Genomic DNA, 16,046 nt, shown 5'->3' with positions numbered 1-16,046 from the left:
TGTAAAATTAAAGTAAAATAAGAGAAAAAGGATTAAATATGTCAACTATTACAGAATTAGGAACGTTAGCTTTATCTGGTACTAAAAAAGGAAGAATTTCTATTTCAAATGTAACTGAACCTTATGGAAAAGATACAGAAGATATAGTTAGTATTGGTATTTCTTTAAATGGTCAAGATATTCAATGGAAGTCTCATATTCCTTATGAGAATTTAGAAGATGTGATTGCAATATTACAAAAAGCATTAGATATTAAAAAATAAATTTCATAATTTTATGAAATAATTTTGTGATATAATACCTTTTTTAAAGAGGTTTATTATGTCACAAAAAAAGATTATAGGAAGAAGAGAAATAATATCTATTTTAGATTTAGAACTGTTCGATTTAGATGTAAAAATTGACACAGGAGCTGATTCTAATTCACTGCATTGCGATGATATTTTTGTCGATGATGAAAAATTTGTACATTTTACATTGTTAGATGAAATTCATTCTGCTTATCATGGTAAAAAAATGAAAATGCCACTTTATAAATTTAAAAGAGTTAAGAGTTCAAATGGAACTGTACAATTAAGAGCATCTATAAAAGTAGATATTTTGTTTTTTGGTAAAAAATACAAAACAGTTATTTCTTTAACAGATCGTTCTGATATGAAGTATCCAATGCTAATTGGAAGAAAATTTTTAACTGAGCGTTTTTTAGTTGATGTTTCAAAAGAATATCTTACAAAAGCAAATTAAAAGAGATTAATATGAGAATTTATATATTATCAAGAAATGAAGATTTATATTCAACAAAAAGATTAGTTGAAGAAGCAAGAGCAAAAGGTTGGGAAGTAACAGTAATAGATTATTTAAAATGTACAATTGAAATTATGAAAAATGAATTAGTTGTAAATTATGAAGGAAAAGTATTACCTACACCTGATGCGATAATTCCCCGAATTGGAGCAAGTAGGACTTTTTATGGTGCTGCAATGGTGCGACACTTTGAAATGATAGATGTATTTAGTACAACAGGAAATTTAGCACTTACAAGAAGTAGAGATAAACTGAGAAGTTTACAAGTTTTATCTAAAAATGGTGTTGATATGCCAAGAACAGTTTTTGCTTCAAATAAATCAAATGCAAAAGATGTAATTGCTTTAAGTGGTGGCGCTCCGTTGGTTCTAAAGATTTTAGAAGGAACACAAGGTGTTGGAGTTGTTTTAGTTGATAGTGAAAAAGCTGCTAAATCTGTACTTGATGCTTTTTATGGAATGGATGTAAATTTGCTTGTTCAAGAGTATATTGAAGAAGCAGGTGGTGCTGATATTAGAGCTTTTGTAGTTAATAATGAAGTTGTAGGTGCTATGAAAAGACAAGGGGCTGAGGGAGATTTTAGATCAAACTTACATCAAGGTGGAAGCGCAGTTGCTTACAAACTTAATAGAAAAGAAAAAGCAACAGCAATTGCAGCAGCAAAGGCAATGGGACTTGGAGTTTGTGGAGTTGATATGATTCCCTCTCATAGAGGACCACTTGTAATGGAAGTAAATTCAAGCCCAGGATTAGAGGGAATTGAAAAATCTACTAATATAAATATTGCCCAAAAGATTATGGATTTTATAGAAAAAAGTGTAAAACCTAGTTGTCCTATTAATCCACAAAAAAGAAAAATAAAAAAAGATAATATAGGAGCGTAATTACGCTTCTATCAAAGATTTATTCATAAGGAATGGTTTCTCTTAATTCCTGAGCCCATAAAGCCATTCCACCAAATAAATGTGCTGTGTTTTTGTATCCTTGCGCAAGGAGAAAATTTCCAATATATCTTGTTCTATTTGCATGGGCGCAAATCAAAATAAAAGTTTGATCTTTTGAAGTAACTAATTTTTCAAACTCTTTCATCCACTTTTCAATATCATAATCACCAAATTCATCAAAAAAAGTTAATAAGTGAACATTTTTTATAATACCCGTTCTTTTAAATTCATCTTTTCTTCTAACATCAATCATTACAATATTATCATCAATCATTTTTTCTACAATTTTTGGTTGCAAATCAACTAATTTATTCATTAAAATCCTTTTAATAGATTTAATCTTAACATAAAATATATAATAAAATCTTATATGATTAAATACATTTAAGATTATAAATACGTGATGTAAACAAACTCTTTACAATTATTAAATATAATAAAAAAAATTAAAAGGTAGATAATGAAAAAAGTATTTTTAATGTTTTTAATTAGTGTGATAAGTCTTTATGCTTATGAAGAATTAAATATAAATAATTTTGAAGAAAAAATAAAAGACAAAAATGTAATTGTTGATTTTTATGCTCCATGGTGTCCACCTTGTAAAATAGTGGCAAATAATTTAGAAGATTTTGATATTTCAAAACCTGAAAATGTTCATATTTATAAAGTAAATATTGATGATGAACTAACACTTGCTAAAAAATATGGAGTTACTAAACTTCCAACTTTGATTTATTTTAAAAATGGAAAACCTATAAAAGATTATGTGGGTGTTTTAAACTCAGAAGAGTTATTACAAGCATCAAAAGAAAACTTTAAATGAAAAAGATTTTATTATTAATAAGTATATTTATATATTCATTTTCAGCTGGTTTAAACCAAGATTTTTTAGAACCAAATGAAGCTTTTAAACCAACATTTACAAAAAATGAGGATAGTCTAAATTTTAAATTAGATTTAGGTCATGATATTTATTTGTATGATGACAAACTAAAAGTTTTTATCACAAAACCAGAAAAAATAGAGATTACAAAAGATATAAATATTCCAAAACCAGTTGCTTATCAAGAGTTTATAGTTCAATTTAATAACCTTGATTTGACTATTCCTTTTAGTTTATTAAAATCAAAAGTTGAATCAAGTGAATATGAAATTGAAATTAAATTTCAAGGATGCTCAAAAGCTGGACTTTGTTATGCTCCAATGAGTGAAAAATATCTAGTTACAAATGATATAAAAACTTCGAAGCAAGAGATTAAAAATGAAGAACAAAAAGTTGAAACTACAACCGATTTAAATGAAACAGATTCAATTGCTTCTAGCTTAAAAGATGGAAATTTATTTTTAGTTCTTGTAACATTTTTTGGTTTTGGATTATTGCTTTCTTTGACACCTTGTGTTTTTCCAATGATTCCAATTTTATCTTCAATAATTGTTGGAGCTTCAAAAAATGAAGATATGACAGCTCGTAAAGGATTTTTATTATCTTTAGTTTATGTACTTTCTATGAGTATTGCTTATACGATTGCAGGAGTTATTGCAGGAGTTTTTGGAGCTAATTTACAAGCTGCTTTACAAAATTCTTATGTTTTAGTGGTTTTTGCTTTAATTTTTGTGGCACTTGCTTTTTCTATGTTTGGTTATTTTGAAATAAAACTTCCTCAAAGTATTCAATCAAAAGTAAATAAAACAACTGATGGAAAAGAAAAACAAGGCATTATTGGTATTGCAATAATGGGTTTTTTATCAGCTTTAATAGTTGGTCCTTGTGTTGCTCCTCCACTTGCAGGAGCTTTAGTTTATATTGGACAAACAGGTGATGCAATTCTTGGAGGAATGGCTTTATTTGTAATGAGTTTAGGAATGGGAGTTCCATTATTACTTATTGGTTTAGGTGCTGGAAGATTTATGCCAAAACCTGGTGGTTGGATGGAAGGTGTAACAAAAATCTTTGGAATAGTAATGCTAGGTGTTGCTATTTGGTTACTTGAAAGAGTTTTAAGTGCATCTGTAATTATGTCTTTATGGGCATTATTATTGCTTGGAACAGCTATTTATTTAAAAACACTTACAAATATGATTACTGAATTGATTAGTTCAGTTTTATTTATTTTAGGAGTAGTTTTATTGGTGGGACTTATAAGTGGTGCAACAAATCCACTAAAACCACTTGAAAAATTAATTGGTTCTACAAATGTCGTAAATACAAATGAGTTAGTTTTTCAAAAAGTAAAAAATATAGCAGAACTTGAACTTGCAATAAAAAATTCACCTAAACCTATAATGTTGGATTTTTGGGCTTCATGGTGTGTTGCTTGTAAAGAATTAGAAGAGATAACTTTTAAAGATAAAGAGGTAATCCAAAAACTTCAAGGATTTACACTTCTAAAAGCTGATGTTACACAAAACAGTGATGAGGATAAGGCTTTACAAAAAATGTTTGGAGTTGTTGGTCCTCCTGCTTTAATTTTTTGGGATAAAGATAAAAAAGAAGTAAATTCTTCTAAAATAGTTGGATATAAGAATCCAAAAGATTTTTTAGAAATCATAAATAAAAACTTTTAAAAGAGGAATTTTCCTCTTTTAACTAAAATTTACCTATAATAAATTTTTTTAAGGATTTATTATGGAATTAAGTGTTGAATTTCTCATTATTTTTGCTTTTATTCTTTTTTTCTCTGCATTAATTCAAGGAAGTATTGGATTTGGTTTTCCATTAATTTCTACTCCTCTTTTAGCAATGATTACAGATATGAAAACAGCTGTTTTATATGTGGCAATTCCTACTCTTTTGATAAATATAATTTCAATTTTTAGCGAAGGCAATTTTTTACAAGCTTTAAAAAGGTTTTATCCTTTGGCAATTATGGGAATGATTGGAAGTGCTATTGGTACACAAATACTTATTTATAGTAGTTCTGAAATTTTTAAATTATTATTGGCTATCTGTATTCTTTTTTATCTATTTATTCAAAAATTCAAATTTGAAATGGCTTGGGTAAATAAAAAACCAAAATTAGCAATAGTTATATTTGGCTTTACTGCTGGAATAATTGGTGGATTGACAAACGTAATGGCATTGGTTTTAATAATTTATTCTTTAGAGTCAAAACATTCAAGAAAAGAAGTAATTCAATCATCAAATTTATGTTTTTTGTTTGGAAAGATAGTTCAGATAATTATTTTTGCTATACATGGTTCTTTTACGCAAGAGTTATTAACAATTTCTTTTAGTAGTTTATTTATTGTGCTTATTGCAGTGGTTATTGGATTAAAAATTAAAAATAAAATTCCTCAAAATAATTATAATAAAGTGATAAAAGTTTTTTTATTTTTAATGGCTATTGCTTTGATTTATCAAACGGTTATTTAAAAGAGAGAAAACTCTCTTTTAAATTTCTAAATAAATATAAATGCACCTAAAATCATAACACCAAGATATAAAGCTCCGAACATTGCGCCTAAAGCCCACCATCTAGCTTGTGAAATATATCCAGCTCCATACCAAATAGGAGAAGGTCCAGTTCCATAAGGAGTTATAATTCCCATAACACCAAGGCTTCCTGCAAGAATAATTGTAAATGGAACAATTTGTTCAGGAGTTAATAAATTAACTGCAATTGCCATAAAGATTGGAATTAATGCAGTAACATGTGCAGTAACACTTGCAAAAAAGTAGTGTAATAAGAAAAATAAAACAAGTAACGAAATTATAAGAGCAGTTGGGCTCATACCTGATAACATTGCTTGTGTATTTGTTCCAATCCACGCTAAAACACCAACTTTTTGAAGTCCAGATGCCATAGCAACTAAAGATGAGAACCAAATTAATACGTCAAATGCCGCTTTATTTGAAATTAAATCATCCCAAGTAATAACATTTGTTAAAACCATAACTGCAACAATTGAAATAGCTACTGTTGTTGAATCTACACCTAACTCTGTTCCAAAAATCCAAAGAACAAGTGCAACAGTTGCAAGTCCTGCCATTAAATATTCTTTAAAAGTAATTGCACCTAATGTTTTTAATTCTTCTGTTGCCCAAGCTGGAGCTTCAGGAGATTTTTTTTGAGTTGGTGGATAAACAACATAAGTAAGCCAAGGAGTAAGTAAAAAAAGTGGAATCATAAGTGGTAACATAACCGATGACCATTCTACCCAGCTAATTGCATGTCCTGTACTTTTTGTAATTAAATCAACTGCTAAAAGATTTGGAGCAAGTGCTGTTAAAAACATAGAGCTTGTAATACAAGTAGTTGCAATTGCAACCCAAGTAATATAAGCACCTAATTTTCTTGGATCTTTATCTGGCCATGAATCGAAAATATGTGGAATATTAATAGCAACGGGGAAAACAGAACCACCACTTCTTGCTGTATTAGATGGCATAAATGGAGCCAATACTAAATCTGAAAATGCAACTGCATAACCAAGACCAAGTGAGCTTTTTCCCATATATTTAATCATAATTAAAGATACTCTTTTTCCTAAACCTGTTTTTCTGTAACCAAGTGCAAACATAAATGCTGCAAAAATTAACCAAATAACACTATTCGAAAATCCAGATAATGCCCACGAGATACCATCTTTTGGACTACCCATTAATCCTAAAAGAGCAACAAGTGAAATACCTGTAAATCCAACAAGTGCCGCTGGAACTGGCTCAAGAATAAGACCGATAACAACAGCAAAAAATATTGCTAAAAAATGCCAACCGTTTTCAGTTAATCCAGTTGGTGCAGGAATAAACCAAAGAATGATTAAAACCGCAATTGGAATAATCATTTTTATTGCTTGTTTTGACATAAAATCCTCCTAATAAATTTTATATATTATATTATTTTTAAGTTACAATAAGGTTAGAAAATTTTCTAAAGTGATTGAATTACGCATAAAATGAACAAATATTCATTAATTTTTTAATTTGTGTTATTTAACTTTTATTATTTAATGTAAAATTGGCATTTATCTAACATTTGATATACTTCCTAAAAATTATAAAAAAGGGTTCAAATGAACTTTGAAACAATTTTAGGAAGTGTTGATTTTTTAGAATTCTTAAGAGGTAAAAAAGCTACATTTTTATTAAGTGCAAGTGTTACAAAAACTTGCGAAATTCCACAAATTTCTCAAGCTGGAATTCCTGGAAAGTTATATTTAACTCCAACTTTAGATGCGGAATTTTTATGTGTAAAAGAAGTTCGTTCTTTGGAAAATATTGCACAAACTCCAAAAGGTGTTCCAACACCAGCTTTGATTACAAGAGCAATACATGAATTAAAAGCTTTTTCAAATATTGAAATATTAAATTTAGGAATGGATGTTTTACCTCAAATTGATTATTTCAAAGTTCACAATTTTGATATAAAATCAAGTAATAGAATTGATGAAGGTGCGAAAATCCCTGCGATGGAGATTTTTCAAAAAGCTTTGGAGTTTGGTCAAAATTTTCAAACAAGTGATGATTATGTGATTTTAGCCGAAACAATTCCTGCTGGAACTACAACTGCTAATGCAACAGCTTTAGCTTTGGGATATGAATGTGAAGGATATTTTTCAAGTTCATATAAAAACAATCCAAGCAATATAAAAAATGAAACAATCCAAAAAGCTTTACAAAACTTAGATTCAAAAGCTGATTTATTTGAAAAGTTGTCGGACATTAGTGATAATATGATTATTTTTAATGCTGGATTTATACTTGGAAGTAGGGCAAATAATCTTAAAATTCTTCTTGCAGGTGGAACTCAAATGGCTGCTGTTTTATTGGTTGTAAATTCTATTTTAAGAAGTATGGATGGACAAATTGATTCTTCAAATCTTGCTTTAGGTACTACAAAATGGATAGCACAAGATACAAATTCGGATATTAAAGCACTTTTAGAACAATTGGATTTTCCTATAAATGCTTACGCAAGTGATTTTGATTTTAGTGAATCTTCGCATCCAGCTTTAAAACTTTATGATGAAGGTGAAGCAAAAGAGGGTGTAGGTTGTGGTGGAGCATTGTGTTATGCAACAATTAATAGTTTATCAAAAATTGATATTACAAAAAAAATTGAGAGTTTTTTAGGAGCATAAAATGAGATTAAAATTATTAATGTTACTTTTAACGGGAATCATTTGTCTTGAGGCAACTGATATAAAAAAAGAAGAACCAAAAGTTCAAGAGTGGAAAATTCAAAATGATCCATATTATAAAAATAGAAAAAGTCAATTTGAGGGTTTAACTATGAATGAAAAATACACGACTATGATGTTAGGTGATTCTATAACTGATGAAGGTTTATGGGATGAGCTTTTAAATAATGATAAAGTTCAAAACAGAGGAATAAGTGGTGATACAACAAATGGAGTTTTAGATAGACTTAACTCAATTTCTTTAAATATTCAACAAGTTTTCATAATGATTGGTATTAATGATATTATGAGAGGAAAAGAAGTTGATGAGATTTATGCAAATTATTTGAAGATAATCAAAACTTTCAAAGATAAAAATATAAAAGTACATATTCAATCAACACTTTATATTGGGGAAACTAGAAAAGCAGATTTTAATCCAAAAGTTGAAGAGTTAAACAAAAGATTAGAACAATATGCAAATGAAAATAAAATCACTTTCATAAATCTAAATCCTATTTTTGCACCACAAAAAGTGTTAAAAAAAGAGTTTACAGCCGATGATTTACATTTAAATGGAAATGCTTATAAACTTTGGGCGCAAGAGATTAAGAAATATTTTTAATTTAGGATAACAATGGATATTTTTATTTCAACATTTTTAAAAATGTTTTTTATTATGACACCTTTTTTTGTGTTGTCTGTTTTTTTGACTATGACACAATATTCAACTTCAAAAGAGAAAAAAGCTTTAGCTATAAAAGTTACTATTTCTGTGGTTGTTATTAGTTTGATATTACTTTTTTTCGGAAAACATATATTTTCAGTTTTTGGGATTACCCTTGATGCTTTTAGAATTGGAGCTGGGGCGTTACTATTTTTAGCAGCAGTTGATTTGGTAAAAGGAACTAAAGATGGTGGAAAAGTTGGAAACAAAGATATTTCTCAATTAGCCGTAGTTCCTTTGGCAATTCCTGTTACTATTGGACCTGGAACTATTGGTATTTTACTTGTAATGGGTGCAAGTTTTGAAGATACTTCTTCTATGCTTATGGGAAGTTTAGCGCTTGTTTGGGCTGTTTTAGTAATTGGAATTATGTTATATAGTTCAAGTTTAATAGAACGAATTATAGGAAAACAAGGGCTTTTGGTAATTTCAAAAATCACAGGACTTTTTTTAGCTGCACTTTCTGCTCAAATCGTATTTACTGGTATTAAAAACTTTTTAGGATTATGATGAAAATATTTTATTTTGGTGGACAAAAATCTGGTAAAACAAAAGCGGGAATCAAAAAGGCTTTAGAACTATCAACAAATGAAAAGCCATATTATGTGGCAACTTACGATAACTCTTTTGGTGATGATTCTATGCAAAATAGAATAGATAAACACATCATTGAGAGAAAAGAAGATTTTATCACTATTGAAGAACCAAAAGATTTGACAAAAATAGTTGAAGTTAATAAAACATATTTGATAGATTGTGTCTCTATGTGGCTTTTTAACAATCTTGAAAATAAAGAAGAAACTCTAAAAATACAACTTCAAAAGATTTGCAAAATCGATGCAAATATCATTTTTATTTTAAATGATGTTTCGTGTGGAATTATTCCTTTTGATAAAGAATCACGAAGATTTGTGGATTTTTCAGGGCTTATTGGACAAGAATTAGCAAAACTTTGTGATGAGGTTTATGAGGTGAAATATGGACTTGAAAGAAGATTAAAATGAAACAAATATTAAACGCTTTTTTCTTTGCACTTTCATACTTTTCTATAATTCCTGTATTTGTAAAAAATATGGAAATAAACAACGAAACTTATAAATATACTTTGGTTTTACTTCCACTTGTTGGCACTATTTTAGCCTCACTTGTGATTGGATTAAATTTTTGTTTAAATGAGTTTTTTAATCCTTTATATTCTGCCTTTGTTTGCGCAGTTGTATATCTAGCACTTTATGGATTTATTCACACAGAAGCAATAATCGATGTGGTTGATGCTTGGTTTGCTTCATATAGTGGAAAAGATGCCTATAAAATCATGAAAGAATCAACTATTGGAGCAATTGGCGCTTTGTATGGGGTTGCTTTTGTTTTATTAAAAGTTGGAATTATCACTTATGTTTTATATGAAAAACAATATATTTTATTTTTGATTGTTTGTGTGTTTTCAAGATTAAATTTGATTTATTTACTTGGATATTTTAAATTTAGTAAAGATAGTTTTTTATCTTTGGCTTTTGCAAACTCTGGGATTTTTCAACTAAAAATCTTTGCTTTACTTTATGTGATAGTTGCATTTGTAATTGGCTCAAATGTTTTAGTTTTATTTGTTTTAAGTTTGGCAAGTTTCTACATGATTTTAAAAATCTTAAACAAAAAATTTGGTTTTGTAAATGGTGATTGTTTAGGATTCACCCTTGAACACACAGAATTAATACTTTTAAATATAGGACTGGCAATAATATTATGAAAACATTTGAACATGGTGGACAAATAGAAAAATTTGCCTTTGATTTGGGTTGTAATGTAAGTGAAATAATAGATTTATCTTCAAATATAAATTTTGTAAAACCTCAAATAAATATTGATTTTAACACTTTAGATATTTCATCGTATCCAACTTATGATAAGTTGTATGAAAAAATAGCTTTAAATTATGGGGTTGAGACTTCTCAAATTGAGCTTTTTAACGGTGGAAGTAGTGCGATTTTTACTTTATTTAAACATTTGTCTTTACAAACTTGCACTATTTATTCACCTGCATATTTAGAGTATAAAAAAGCCTCTTTAAATTTTGGATATGAACTAAATACAATAAACAGATTTGAAAATATCAATGAAAATGTAAAAGAAAATTCTTTGGTGATTTTTGTAAATCCTTCAACTCCCGATGGAAAATACTATGATTTAGAAGAGCTGATGACAACTTGGATAGAAAAATCTTGTACTATTTTAATAGATGAGAGCTTTTTGGATTTTTGTGATAAACCAAGCGCTATAAAATATCTAGAAACTTACGATAAATTGTATATTCTAAAATCAATGACAAAGTTTTATTCAAGTGCAGGAATAAGAGTTGGAACAATAGTTTCAACAAAAGAAAATATACAAAAACTAAAAAGATTTGAACCAATGTGGAAACTCTCACAGTTTGATTCAAACTATTTACAAGCAGCATTAGATGATAAGCTTTTTAAAAATATTTCAAAAGCTATAAATATAAAAAATAAAATTGAGTTAGAAAATATCTTAAAAAGCTCAGCTTTAGTGGAAGAAATTTTTGAAAGTAGCGCAAATTATCTGCTTATAAAACTAAAAAATCTAAGTGCAAAAGAGTTTCAAGAAAAACTAAAAGCATATAAAATAATGGTTAGAGATTGCTCAAATTTTGATTATCTAAACGAAAGATTTGTAAGAATTGCAGTGAAAAGTTCAAGTGCGAATGAGATTTTACAAAAGGCTTTAAAAGAGATATGTTAGTAGAAAATAGATATCTAAAATATTTCTCTTTTTTATTGTCAACTATATTTATTGTTTATGTGATTTATTTGATAATTTCTTCTTTTTTTATAGTTAAAAACCAGTTTATAGATATTGGTGATGCAACTTATGTAAATCAAGTAAGAACAGATGATTACACCATAAAATTAGCAAATCATTTAACAAAAGATTGTGCTTCAAATAAAGTTTGTGAAGTTCAAGCTATGCTTGATTTTGTAACAGCAATTCCATATAAAATAAATGAAAGTATTGCAAGAAGTGCAAAACAAGTAGTTGATCAAAACTTTGGAGATTGTGATGATAAATCAAACCTTTTGATTTCAATGCTAAAAGTTAAAGGTTATGAAGCCTATTTTGTTTTAGTGCCAAAACATATTTTTGTGATAGTAAATATGGAAGAAAAATTGGGAAATAAAAAAGCTTTATATGTAAATGATAAAAGCTTTTATATCTTAGAAAGCACAGCTGAAAATTCTAAAATAGCTTTTCCTTTAAAATATAGTTTTGAAGAAATAGACGCAATTATTGATCCTTTTGTAAATAAGAAGTTGCTAATCAATAGTTTGGAATATAAATAAGTTTTTAAAAACTAGGTCATAGGTTCTAAATGAGACTAATCATTATACCTAAGGAAAGAAGGTAATTATTAGAACCCATGAGCTAATATTTTAATAAAGAGACTTATAAAGTCTCTTTATTATTAAAATTCTACTTTCATTGAATAAGCAATATTTCTTGGGATACCTAAAGTATCACTTGAAGCCCAATAACTTTCATTAGTTAAATTTGCTATATTTAGATTAAAAGTTGTAGGATATTTATCTAATTTTGTTTTATATCTAAGTCCTGCATCATAAATAGTATAAGCATCTATTTCTTGAAGATTTGTATTGTCTGCAAATCTACTTCCCGTATAATATGCTCCGCCAGTTAAAGTTATTCCTTTTATTTGAACTACATCATATTCAGCATAAAGTTTTGCCATTTTTGATGCTGTCCCAGTTGGTTTTTTCCCTTCTAGTTTAGGGTCATTACTTTTGTCAATTTTAGGATCTAATATTGTTCCACCAGTAATTACAGTGAAATTGTCAGTTACTTTTCCCGTAACAGTTAATTCTACTCCTTCATGTATTCTTTTACCATCTTGTACATAAGTTGGTATAGGTAAAGCTTTATCTGAATATTCATAAGGTTTTTCTATTCTAAATAATGATGAACTTAAAAGTAAATTTTCTGAAACAGAATATTTTGCTCCAACTTCATATTGCTCACTTTTTAATGGTTCTAATATTTCACCTGCATTTTTATAAGTGCTTCCAACTATTGTTCCTTTTTCTAAAGCTTCCATATAAGTTACATAAGTTGTTAAATCTTCAAAAGGTTTATATATTAAAGATAGAGTTGGAGTTAATTCAGATTTATTATATTTAGATGTTTCTTTTCCTGAAGCATTAAAAACTTTCGTTCCAATAGTTGTATAGTTAGCTCCTATCAATGCACCCCATTGCTCATTAAAAGCTATATCATCTCCAATTACAATATTTGTATTTTCTGATTTATTTGCTTTGTATTTTTTTCCATAATCACTTGTATTAAATTCAGAAGGTATAGGATAATTTAATAAATCATCAAGAGTTAAATCAGAAGGTGTTGTAGATGCCCAAATAGAATTTTTTTCATATTGTCTTTGTTCTAAAATATCACCTGAAATTCCCATTGTTAATTTATGTTTAATATTTAAAGTATTAAATTCACTGTCTAAATAAGTATATGTACCTTGTGCTATATAATCAACTGGATTTACTTTACTCATCCATTGTAATTTCCAACCTGTTGTTGTAAATGTTGGAAAAGCTTGAGTATGTTCTCGTGTATCTTTTTTATATAAATAAGCACTTCTAAGTGTAAAAATATCATTTATACTCCAATTTGCATTTAACCCAACTCTATTTGTTTCAGTTTCATTATATAACCAATTATTAGGAACATATGTTTTATTCATATCTAGTGAATCTGCACTAGGCAAAACATTAGGTATATCTGAATAAAAAGCTTGTTCTCTTCCTTCTGCTTTGTAATATTGATGTGCAGCTTCTAATTGTAATAATAAATCATCAGAAACATTCCAATCTATAGCTCCACTTATTAGTTTTCTTTCAATATTTTGGTCATCTTTTGATGTCTCGCCATCTTGATATGAAGTATTTAATCTATAAGCAAATTTGCCTTTTTCATCTATTTTATTTCCTAAATCAAGATGTGTAAAGTATTGTTCAGCCCCATAATTTCCAATAGTTAAATTTGTAAGAGGTTTATAAGTTGGTCTTTTAAGTACATAATTTGTTGTTCCTCCAACATTTCCTACTCCATACATAAATCCAGAAAGACCATTTAATATTTCAACACTTTCTAATTCCTCCATACTAATACCAGATGAAGTTGAAGAAAGTCTTACTCCATCCATAATTCCAGTTTGTGTACCAAAACCTCTAATTGTCGCATATGGTGTTCCATATACAGAAGTTGTAGGACCAGTTTGAGTAATAGGATTCATTTTATAAACTTGATCCATATCCCCTGCAATAGAATTTTCAATTAATTCTTGGGGCATTACTGTCATAGAATAAGGAGTATCTTGAAGTGATTTTGCTCCCCAAAATCCAATTTGTTTTACTTCATTTACAACATATCCATCTTCAGCACTTCCCGTTCTATAACTATCTGTTACAGAAATATCATCAAGAATTGTTCCACTTCCAACTATTATTTTCTTTTTTATAATGATTGTTCCATTTTCAATAGTAGCTTCTAGTCCACTTCCAGCTAAAACTTTATCAAGGGCATTTTTTACGCCTTCTATATTATTTATATTTGCAGCATTTTTACCTTCAATTAAATTTTCATCTACAATATATGAAAGTTTTGATTCTTTTGAAATTTTTTCTAGTGCTTGTTTTAAAGACATATCTTTTATTGTATAAGTTTCTTGTGCAAATAAATTACTACAAAGTAATATTGCAATAGAAGAAGTTATAATCTTAGATTGTAATTTCGTCATTTCTTTTCCTTGTTATGTTCATAAATAATTATGAGAATCGTTCTCGTAATTATAAAACGAAATAGGATTAAAAAATCGGACACTATTTTTTAGAAATTTAGAAATTTTATATTTTACTAATGTAAATTTTATTTTGTTCTTTTTTTATTTTAATAGGATATATTTTTTGAATAGCAAATAAAAACTTATCTATTTCTTTAGTATTAAATTTCCCACTAAAAAGCCTATCTTCAATATCTTTTGTTTTAAATTCAACTTCAATATTTTGGTATCTTGAAAAATCTTTAAAAGCATTTTTTAGTGTGATTTTACGAAAAATCAATTCATTATTTTGCCAAGGAGCAATCTCTTGGATTTCAGTTTCTCCAAGATAATGAATTTTCCCCGTATTATCAAGGATAATCTTTTCTCCTTTTTTAAGATGAGTTATATTTTGAGGTTCAAAAAATTGATTTTGAATATGACCAATTTTTACAATACCTTCTAAAACGCTTACTGTTGTAGTATTGTCTAAATTTATAACTTCAAATTTTGTACCAACAACTTCAATAGATGTTTTTCCAGAAGTTATAATAAAAGGTCTATTTTTATCTTTTGCAACATCAAATAATGCTTGACCATTTTGTAATAAAACTTCTCTTTTATTTTTAAAATAAGTTATTCCAATATTTGATTTTGTGTCTATTGAAATAATAGAACCATCAGGAAGAAGCTCTTTTTTTAGATTTGTGTATTGAGTTTGATAATTTTTTTCATAGTTTGGAATAAAATTATCATAACCAATAAATAAAGCAAATATAACAGCAGCACAAGCAATAATAGGTTTAAGAGTTTTTTCTACAAATTTGATTTTTTTTGCTCCATAGTGAGCTTTATTGCTAAGAGTTTGTGAATAATCTTTTGGAATATTTTGAAATATATTATGGATATTTTTTACTTCATCAAAAGCTTTTTGATGTTCAATATTTGATTCTAACCATAAATTTAATTCTTCTTTTTCTTGCAAGGTTAATCCCTCTTTTTGACAGGTTACCCAATATATAGCTTTGTCTTTGATATTATCTTTCAACTTTATTCCTATTATTTAGTTAATTTTTCTTGCAGATTTTTTGTAGCTCTTATTATATGTTTTTCAACTGCATTTGGACTTATTCCCATCATAAAAGCAATCTCTTTTCTACTATAACCATCTATTGTATGTAATAAAAAAGCTTCTTTACTTCTATTTGGTAAAGTTTCAACTATTTTCATTAGGTTTTCATATTGATTTGTTTCAAGAACAATTTCATCGGGTTGTTCATCTTTTGGGATAGAATATATCTCTTCTTGAAACTCTATTTGAGATATTTTTTTGTTTTTTCTTGATTCATCAATTACAATATTTTTTGCAACTTTATATAAAAATGAACGATTAATTTCTTTGTTTGAATCTAGTTCTATGCATTTGGCATAAGCTTCTTGGGTTATATCTTTTGCAGCTTCTTTATCTCCCACAAGTTTTGTAACAAAATTGAATATATCTTTGTAGTAAACTAACATCTTTTTCTTTTTCTTAATTTTGATAGAAGTTATCAAAATAAGATTTAAAAATTACTTATCTAAAAGCTCATCAAGA

At 27.8% G+C, this 16,046-nt stretch carries 18 protein-coding genes; 13 read left to right on the top strand and 5 right to left on the bottom strand.

Annotated elements, in window-relative coordinates; translation table 11 throughout:
• Positions 1–38 precede the first annotated feature (38 nt).
• From ASUIS_RS12500 to rimK, 3 genes are read left to right on the top strand one after another with little or no spacing between them, the layout of a single operon-like run.
• Positions 39–263, top strand: coding sequence for a hypothetical protein (locus ASUIS_RS12500; protein ID WP_118887411.1), 225 nt, complete (start codon positions 39–41; stop codon positions 261–263).
• Positions 264–321: 58 nt separating this feature from the next.
• Positions 322–744, top strand: a complete 423-nt coding sequence (locus tag ASUIS_RS12495) for an ATP-dependent zinc protease family protein (protein ID WP_118887410.1) — start codon at positions 322–324, stop codon at positions 742–744.
• An 11-nt stretch (positions 745–755) separates the two neighbouring features.
• Positions 756–1,688 (top strand): 30S ribosomal protein S6--L-glutamate ligase, encoded by a 933-nt coding sequence (gene rimK / locus ASUIS_RS12490; protein WP_118887409.1) that lies wholly within the window; start codon positions 756–758, stop codon positions 1,686–1,688.
• A gap of 19 nt (positions 1,689–1,707) precedes the next feature.
• Here the strand turns inward: rimK and ASUIS_RS12485 are convergent, their stop codons facing one another.
• A complete protein-coding gene (locus ASUIS_RS12485) occupies positions 1,708–2,064 on the bottom strand; it encodes a rhodanese-like domain-containing protein (protein ID WP_118887408.1) in 357 nt (118 codons plus the stop codon).
• Positions 2,065–2,208: 144 nt separating this feature from the next.
• On the opposite strand from ASUIS_RS12485, the gene trxA reads away from it, so the two are divergent.
• From trxA to ASUIS_RS12470, 3 genes are all read left to right on the top strand, one after another.
• Positions 2,209–2,571 carry a thioredoxin gene (gene trxA / locus ASUIS_RS12480; RefSeq protein WP_118887407.1) on the top strand — a complete coding sequence of 121 codons (363 nt, stop codon included), beginning with the start codon at positions 2,209–2,211 and terminating at the stop codon, positions 2,569–2,571.
• Positions 2,568–4,313: a protein-disulfide reductase DsbD gene (gene dsbD, locus ASUIS_RS12475; RefSeq protein ID WP_118887406.1), complete on the top strand. Its 1,746-nt coding sequence runs from the start codon at positions 2,568–2,570 to the stop codon at positions 4,311–4,313. Before trxA ends, dsbD begins: the two co-directional genes overlap by 4 nt.
• A 61-nt stretch (positions 4,314–4,374) precedes the next feature.
• Positions 4,375–5,121, top strand: a complete 747-nt coding sequence (locus ASUIS_RS12470) for a sulfite exporter TauE/SafE family protein (RefSeq protein WP_118887405.1) — start codon at positions 4,375–4,377, stop codon at positions 5,119–5,121.
• A gap of 26 nt (positions 5,122–5,147) precedes the next feature.
• Here ASUIS_RS12470 and ASUIS_RS12465 read toward each other — a convergent pair whose 3' ends face one another.
• The gene (locus ASUIS_RS12465; RefSeq protein WP_118887404.1) at positions 5,148–6,554 is read right to left on the bottom strand and encodes a DASS family sodium-coupled anion symporter; all 1,407 of its coding nucleotides are present in this window, start codon (positions 6,552–6,554) and stop codon (positions 5,148–5,150) included.
• A 207-nt stretch (positions 6,555–6,761) separates the two neighbouring features.
• Between ASUIS_RS12465 and cobT the strand changes: the two genes are divergently transcribed.
• Genes cobT through ASUIS_RS12430 form a run of 7 tightly spaced genes read left to right on the top strand, consistent with a single transcriptional unit; the run spans position 6,762 to position 11,951 of the window.
• Entirely contained in the window at positions 6,762–7,829 is a 1,068-nt protein-coding gene (gene cobT, locus ASUIS_RS12460; RefSeq protein WP_118887403.1) for a nicotinate mononucleotide-dependent phosphoribosyltransferase CobT, read from the top strand.
• A gap of 1 nt (position 7,830) precedes the next feature.
• Positions 7,831–8,493: a GDSL-type esterase/lipase family protein gene (locus ASUIS_RS12455; protein ID WP_118887402.1), complete on the top strand. Its 663-nt coding sequence runs from the start codon at positions 7,831–7,833 to the stop codon at positions 8,491–8,493.
• A 12-nt stretch (positions 8,494–8,505) separates the two neighbouring features.
• Complete coding sequence (locus tag ASUIS_RS12450) at positions 8,506–9,105, top strand: MarC family protein (RefSeq protein WP_118887401.1); 600 nt, start codon at positions 8,506–8,508, stop codon at positions 9,103–9,105.
• Complete coding sequence (locus ASUIS_RS12445) at positions 9,105–9,599, top strand: bifunctional adenosylcobinamide kinase/adenosylcobinamide-phosphate guanylyltransferase (protein WP_118887400.1); 495 nt, start codon at positions 9,105–9,107, stop codon at positions 9,597–9,599. The genes ASUIS_RS12450 and ASUIS_RS12445 overlap by 1 nt, the downstream gene beginning before the upstream one ends.
• Positions 9,596–10,342: an adenosylcobinamide-GDP ribazoletransferase gene (locus ASUIS_RS12440; RefSeq protein WP_118887399.1), complete on the top strand. Its 747-nt coding sequence runs from the start codon at positions 9,596–9,598 to the stop codon at positions 10,340–10,342. Before ASUIS_RS12445 ends, ASUIS_RS12440 begins: the two co-directional genes overlap by 4 nt.
• Positions 10,339–11,352: an aminotransferase class I/II-fold pyridoxal phosphate-dependent enzyme gene (locus ASUIS_RS12435; RefSeq protein ID WP_118887398.1), complete on the top strand. Its 1,014-nt coding sequence runs from the start codon at positions 10,339–10,341 to the stop codon at positions 11,350–11,352. Before ASUIS_RS12440 ends, ASUIS_RS12435 begins: the two co-directional genes overlap by 4 nt.
• Positions 11,346–11,951 carry a hypothetical protein gene (locus ASUIS_RS12430; protein WP_118887397.1) on the top strand — a complete coding sequence of 202 codons (606 nt, stop codon included), beginning with the start codon at positions 11,346–11,348 and terminating at the stop codon, positions 11,949–11,951. Before ASUIS_RS12435 ends, ASUIS_RS12430 begins: the two co-directional genes overlap by 7 nt.
• Before the next feature lie 122 nt (positions 11,952–12,073).
• Here ASUIS_RS12430 and ASUIS_RS12425 read toward each other — a convergent pair whose 3' ends face one another.
• The 3 genes from ASUIS_RS12425 to ASUIS_RS12415 all read right to left on the bottom strand — a co-directional run bounded on the left by ASUIS_RS12425 (position 12,074) and on the right by ASUIS_RS12415 (position 15,970).
• Positions 12,074–14,431 (bottom strand): TonB-dependent siderophore receptor, encoded by a 2,358-nt coding sequence (locus ASUIS_RS12425; protein WP_118887396.1) that lies wholly within the window; start codon positions 14,429–14,431, stop codon positions 12,074–12,076.
• Between the two features lie 106 nt (positions 14,432–14,537).
• Positions 14,538–15,500 (bottom strand): FecR family protein, encoded by a 963-nt coding sequence (locus tag ASUIS_RS12420; protein ID WP_118887395.1) that lies wholly within the window; start codon positions 15,498–15,500, stop codon positions 14,538–14,540.
• 11 nt (positions 15,501–15,511) lie between these two features.
• Positions 15,512–15,970 (bottom strand): RNA polymerase sigma factor, encoded by a 459-nt coding sequence (locus ASUIS_RS12415; RefSeq protein WP_118887394.1) that lies wholly within the window; start codon positions 15,968–15,970, stop codon positions 15,512–15,514.
• Positions 15,971–16,046: the final 76 nt, after the last annotated feature.

Source organism: Arcobacter suis CECT 7833, from assembly GCF_003544815.1.
GTDB lineage: Bacteria > Campylobacterota > Campylobacteria > Campylobacterales > Arcobacteraceae > Aliarcobacter > Aliarcobacter suis.
Note: the sequence above shows the minus strand (reverse complement) of the source record. Positions and strands in the feature narration are given on the sequence as shown.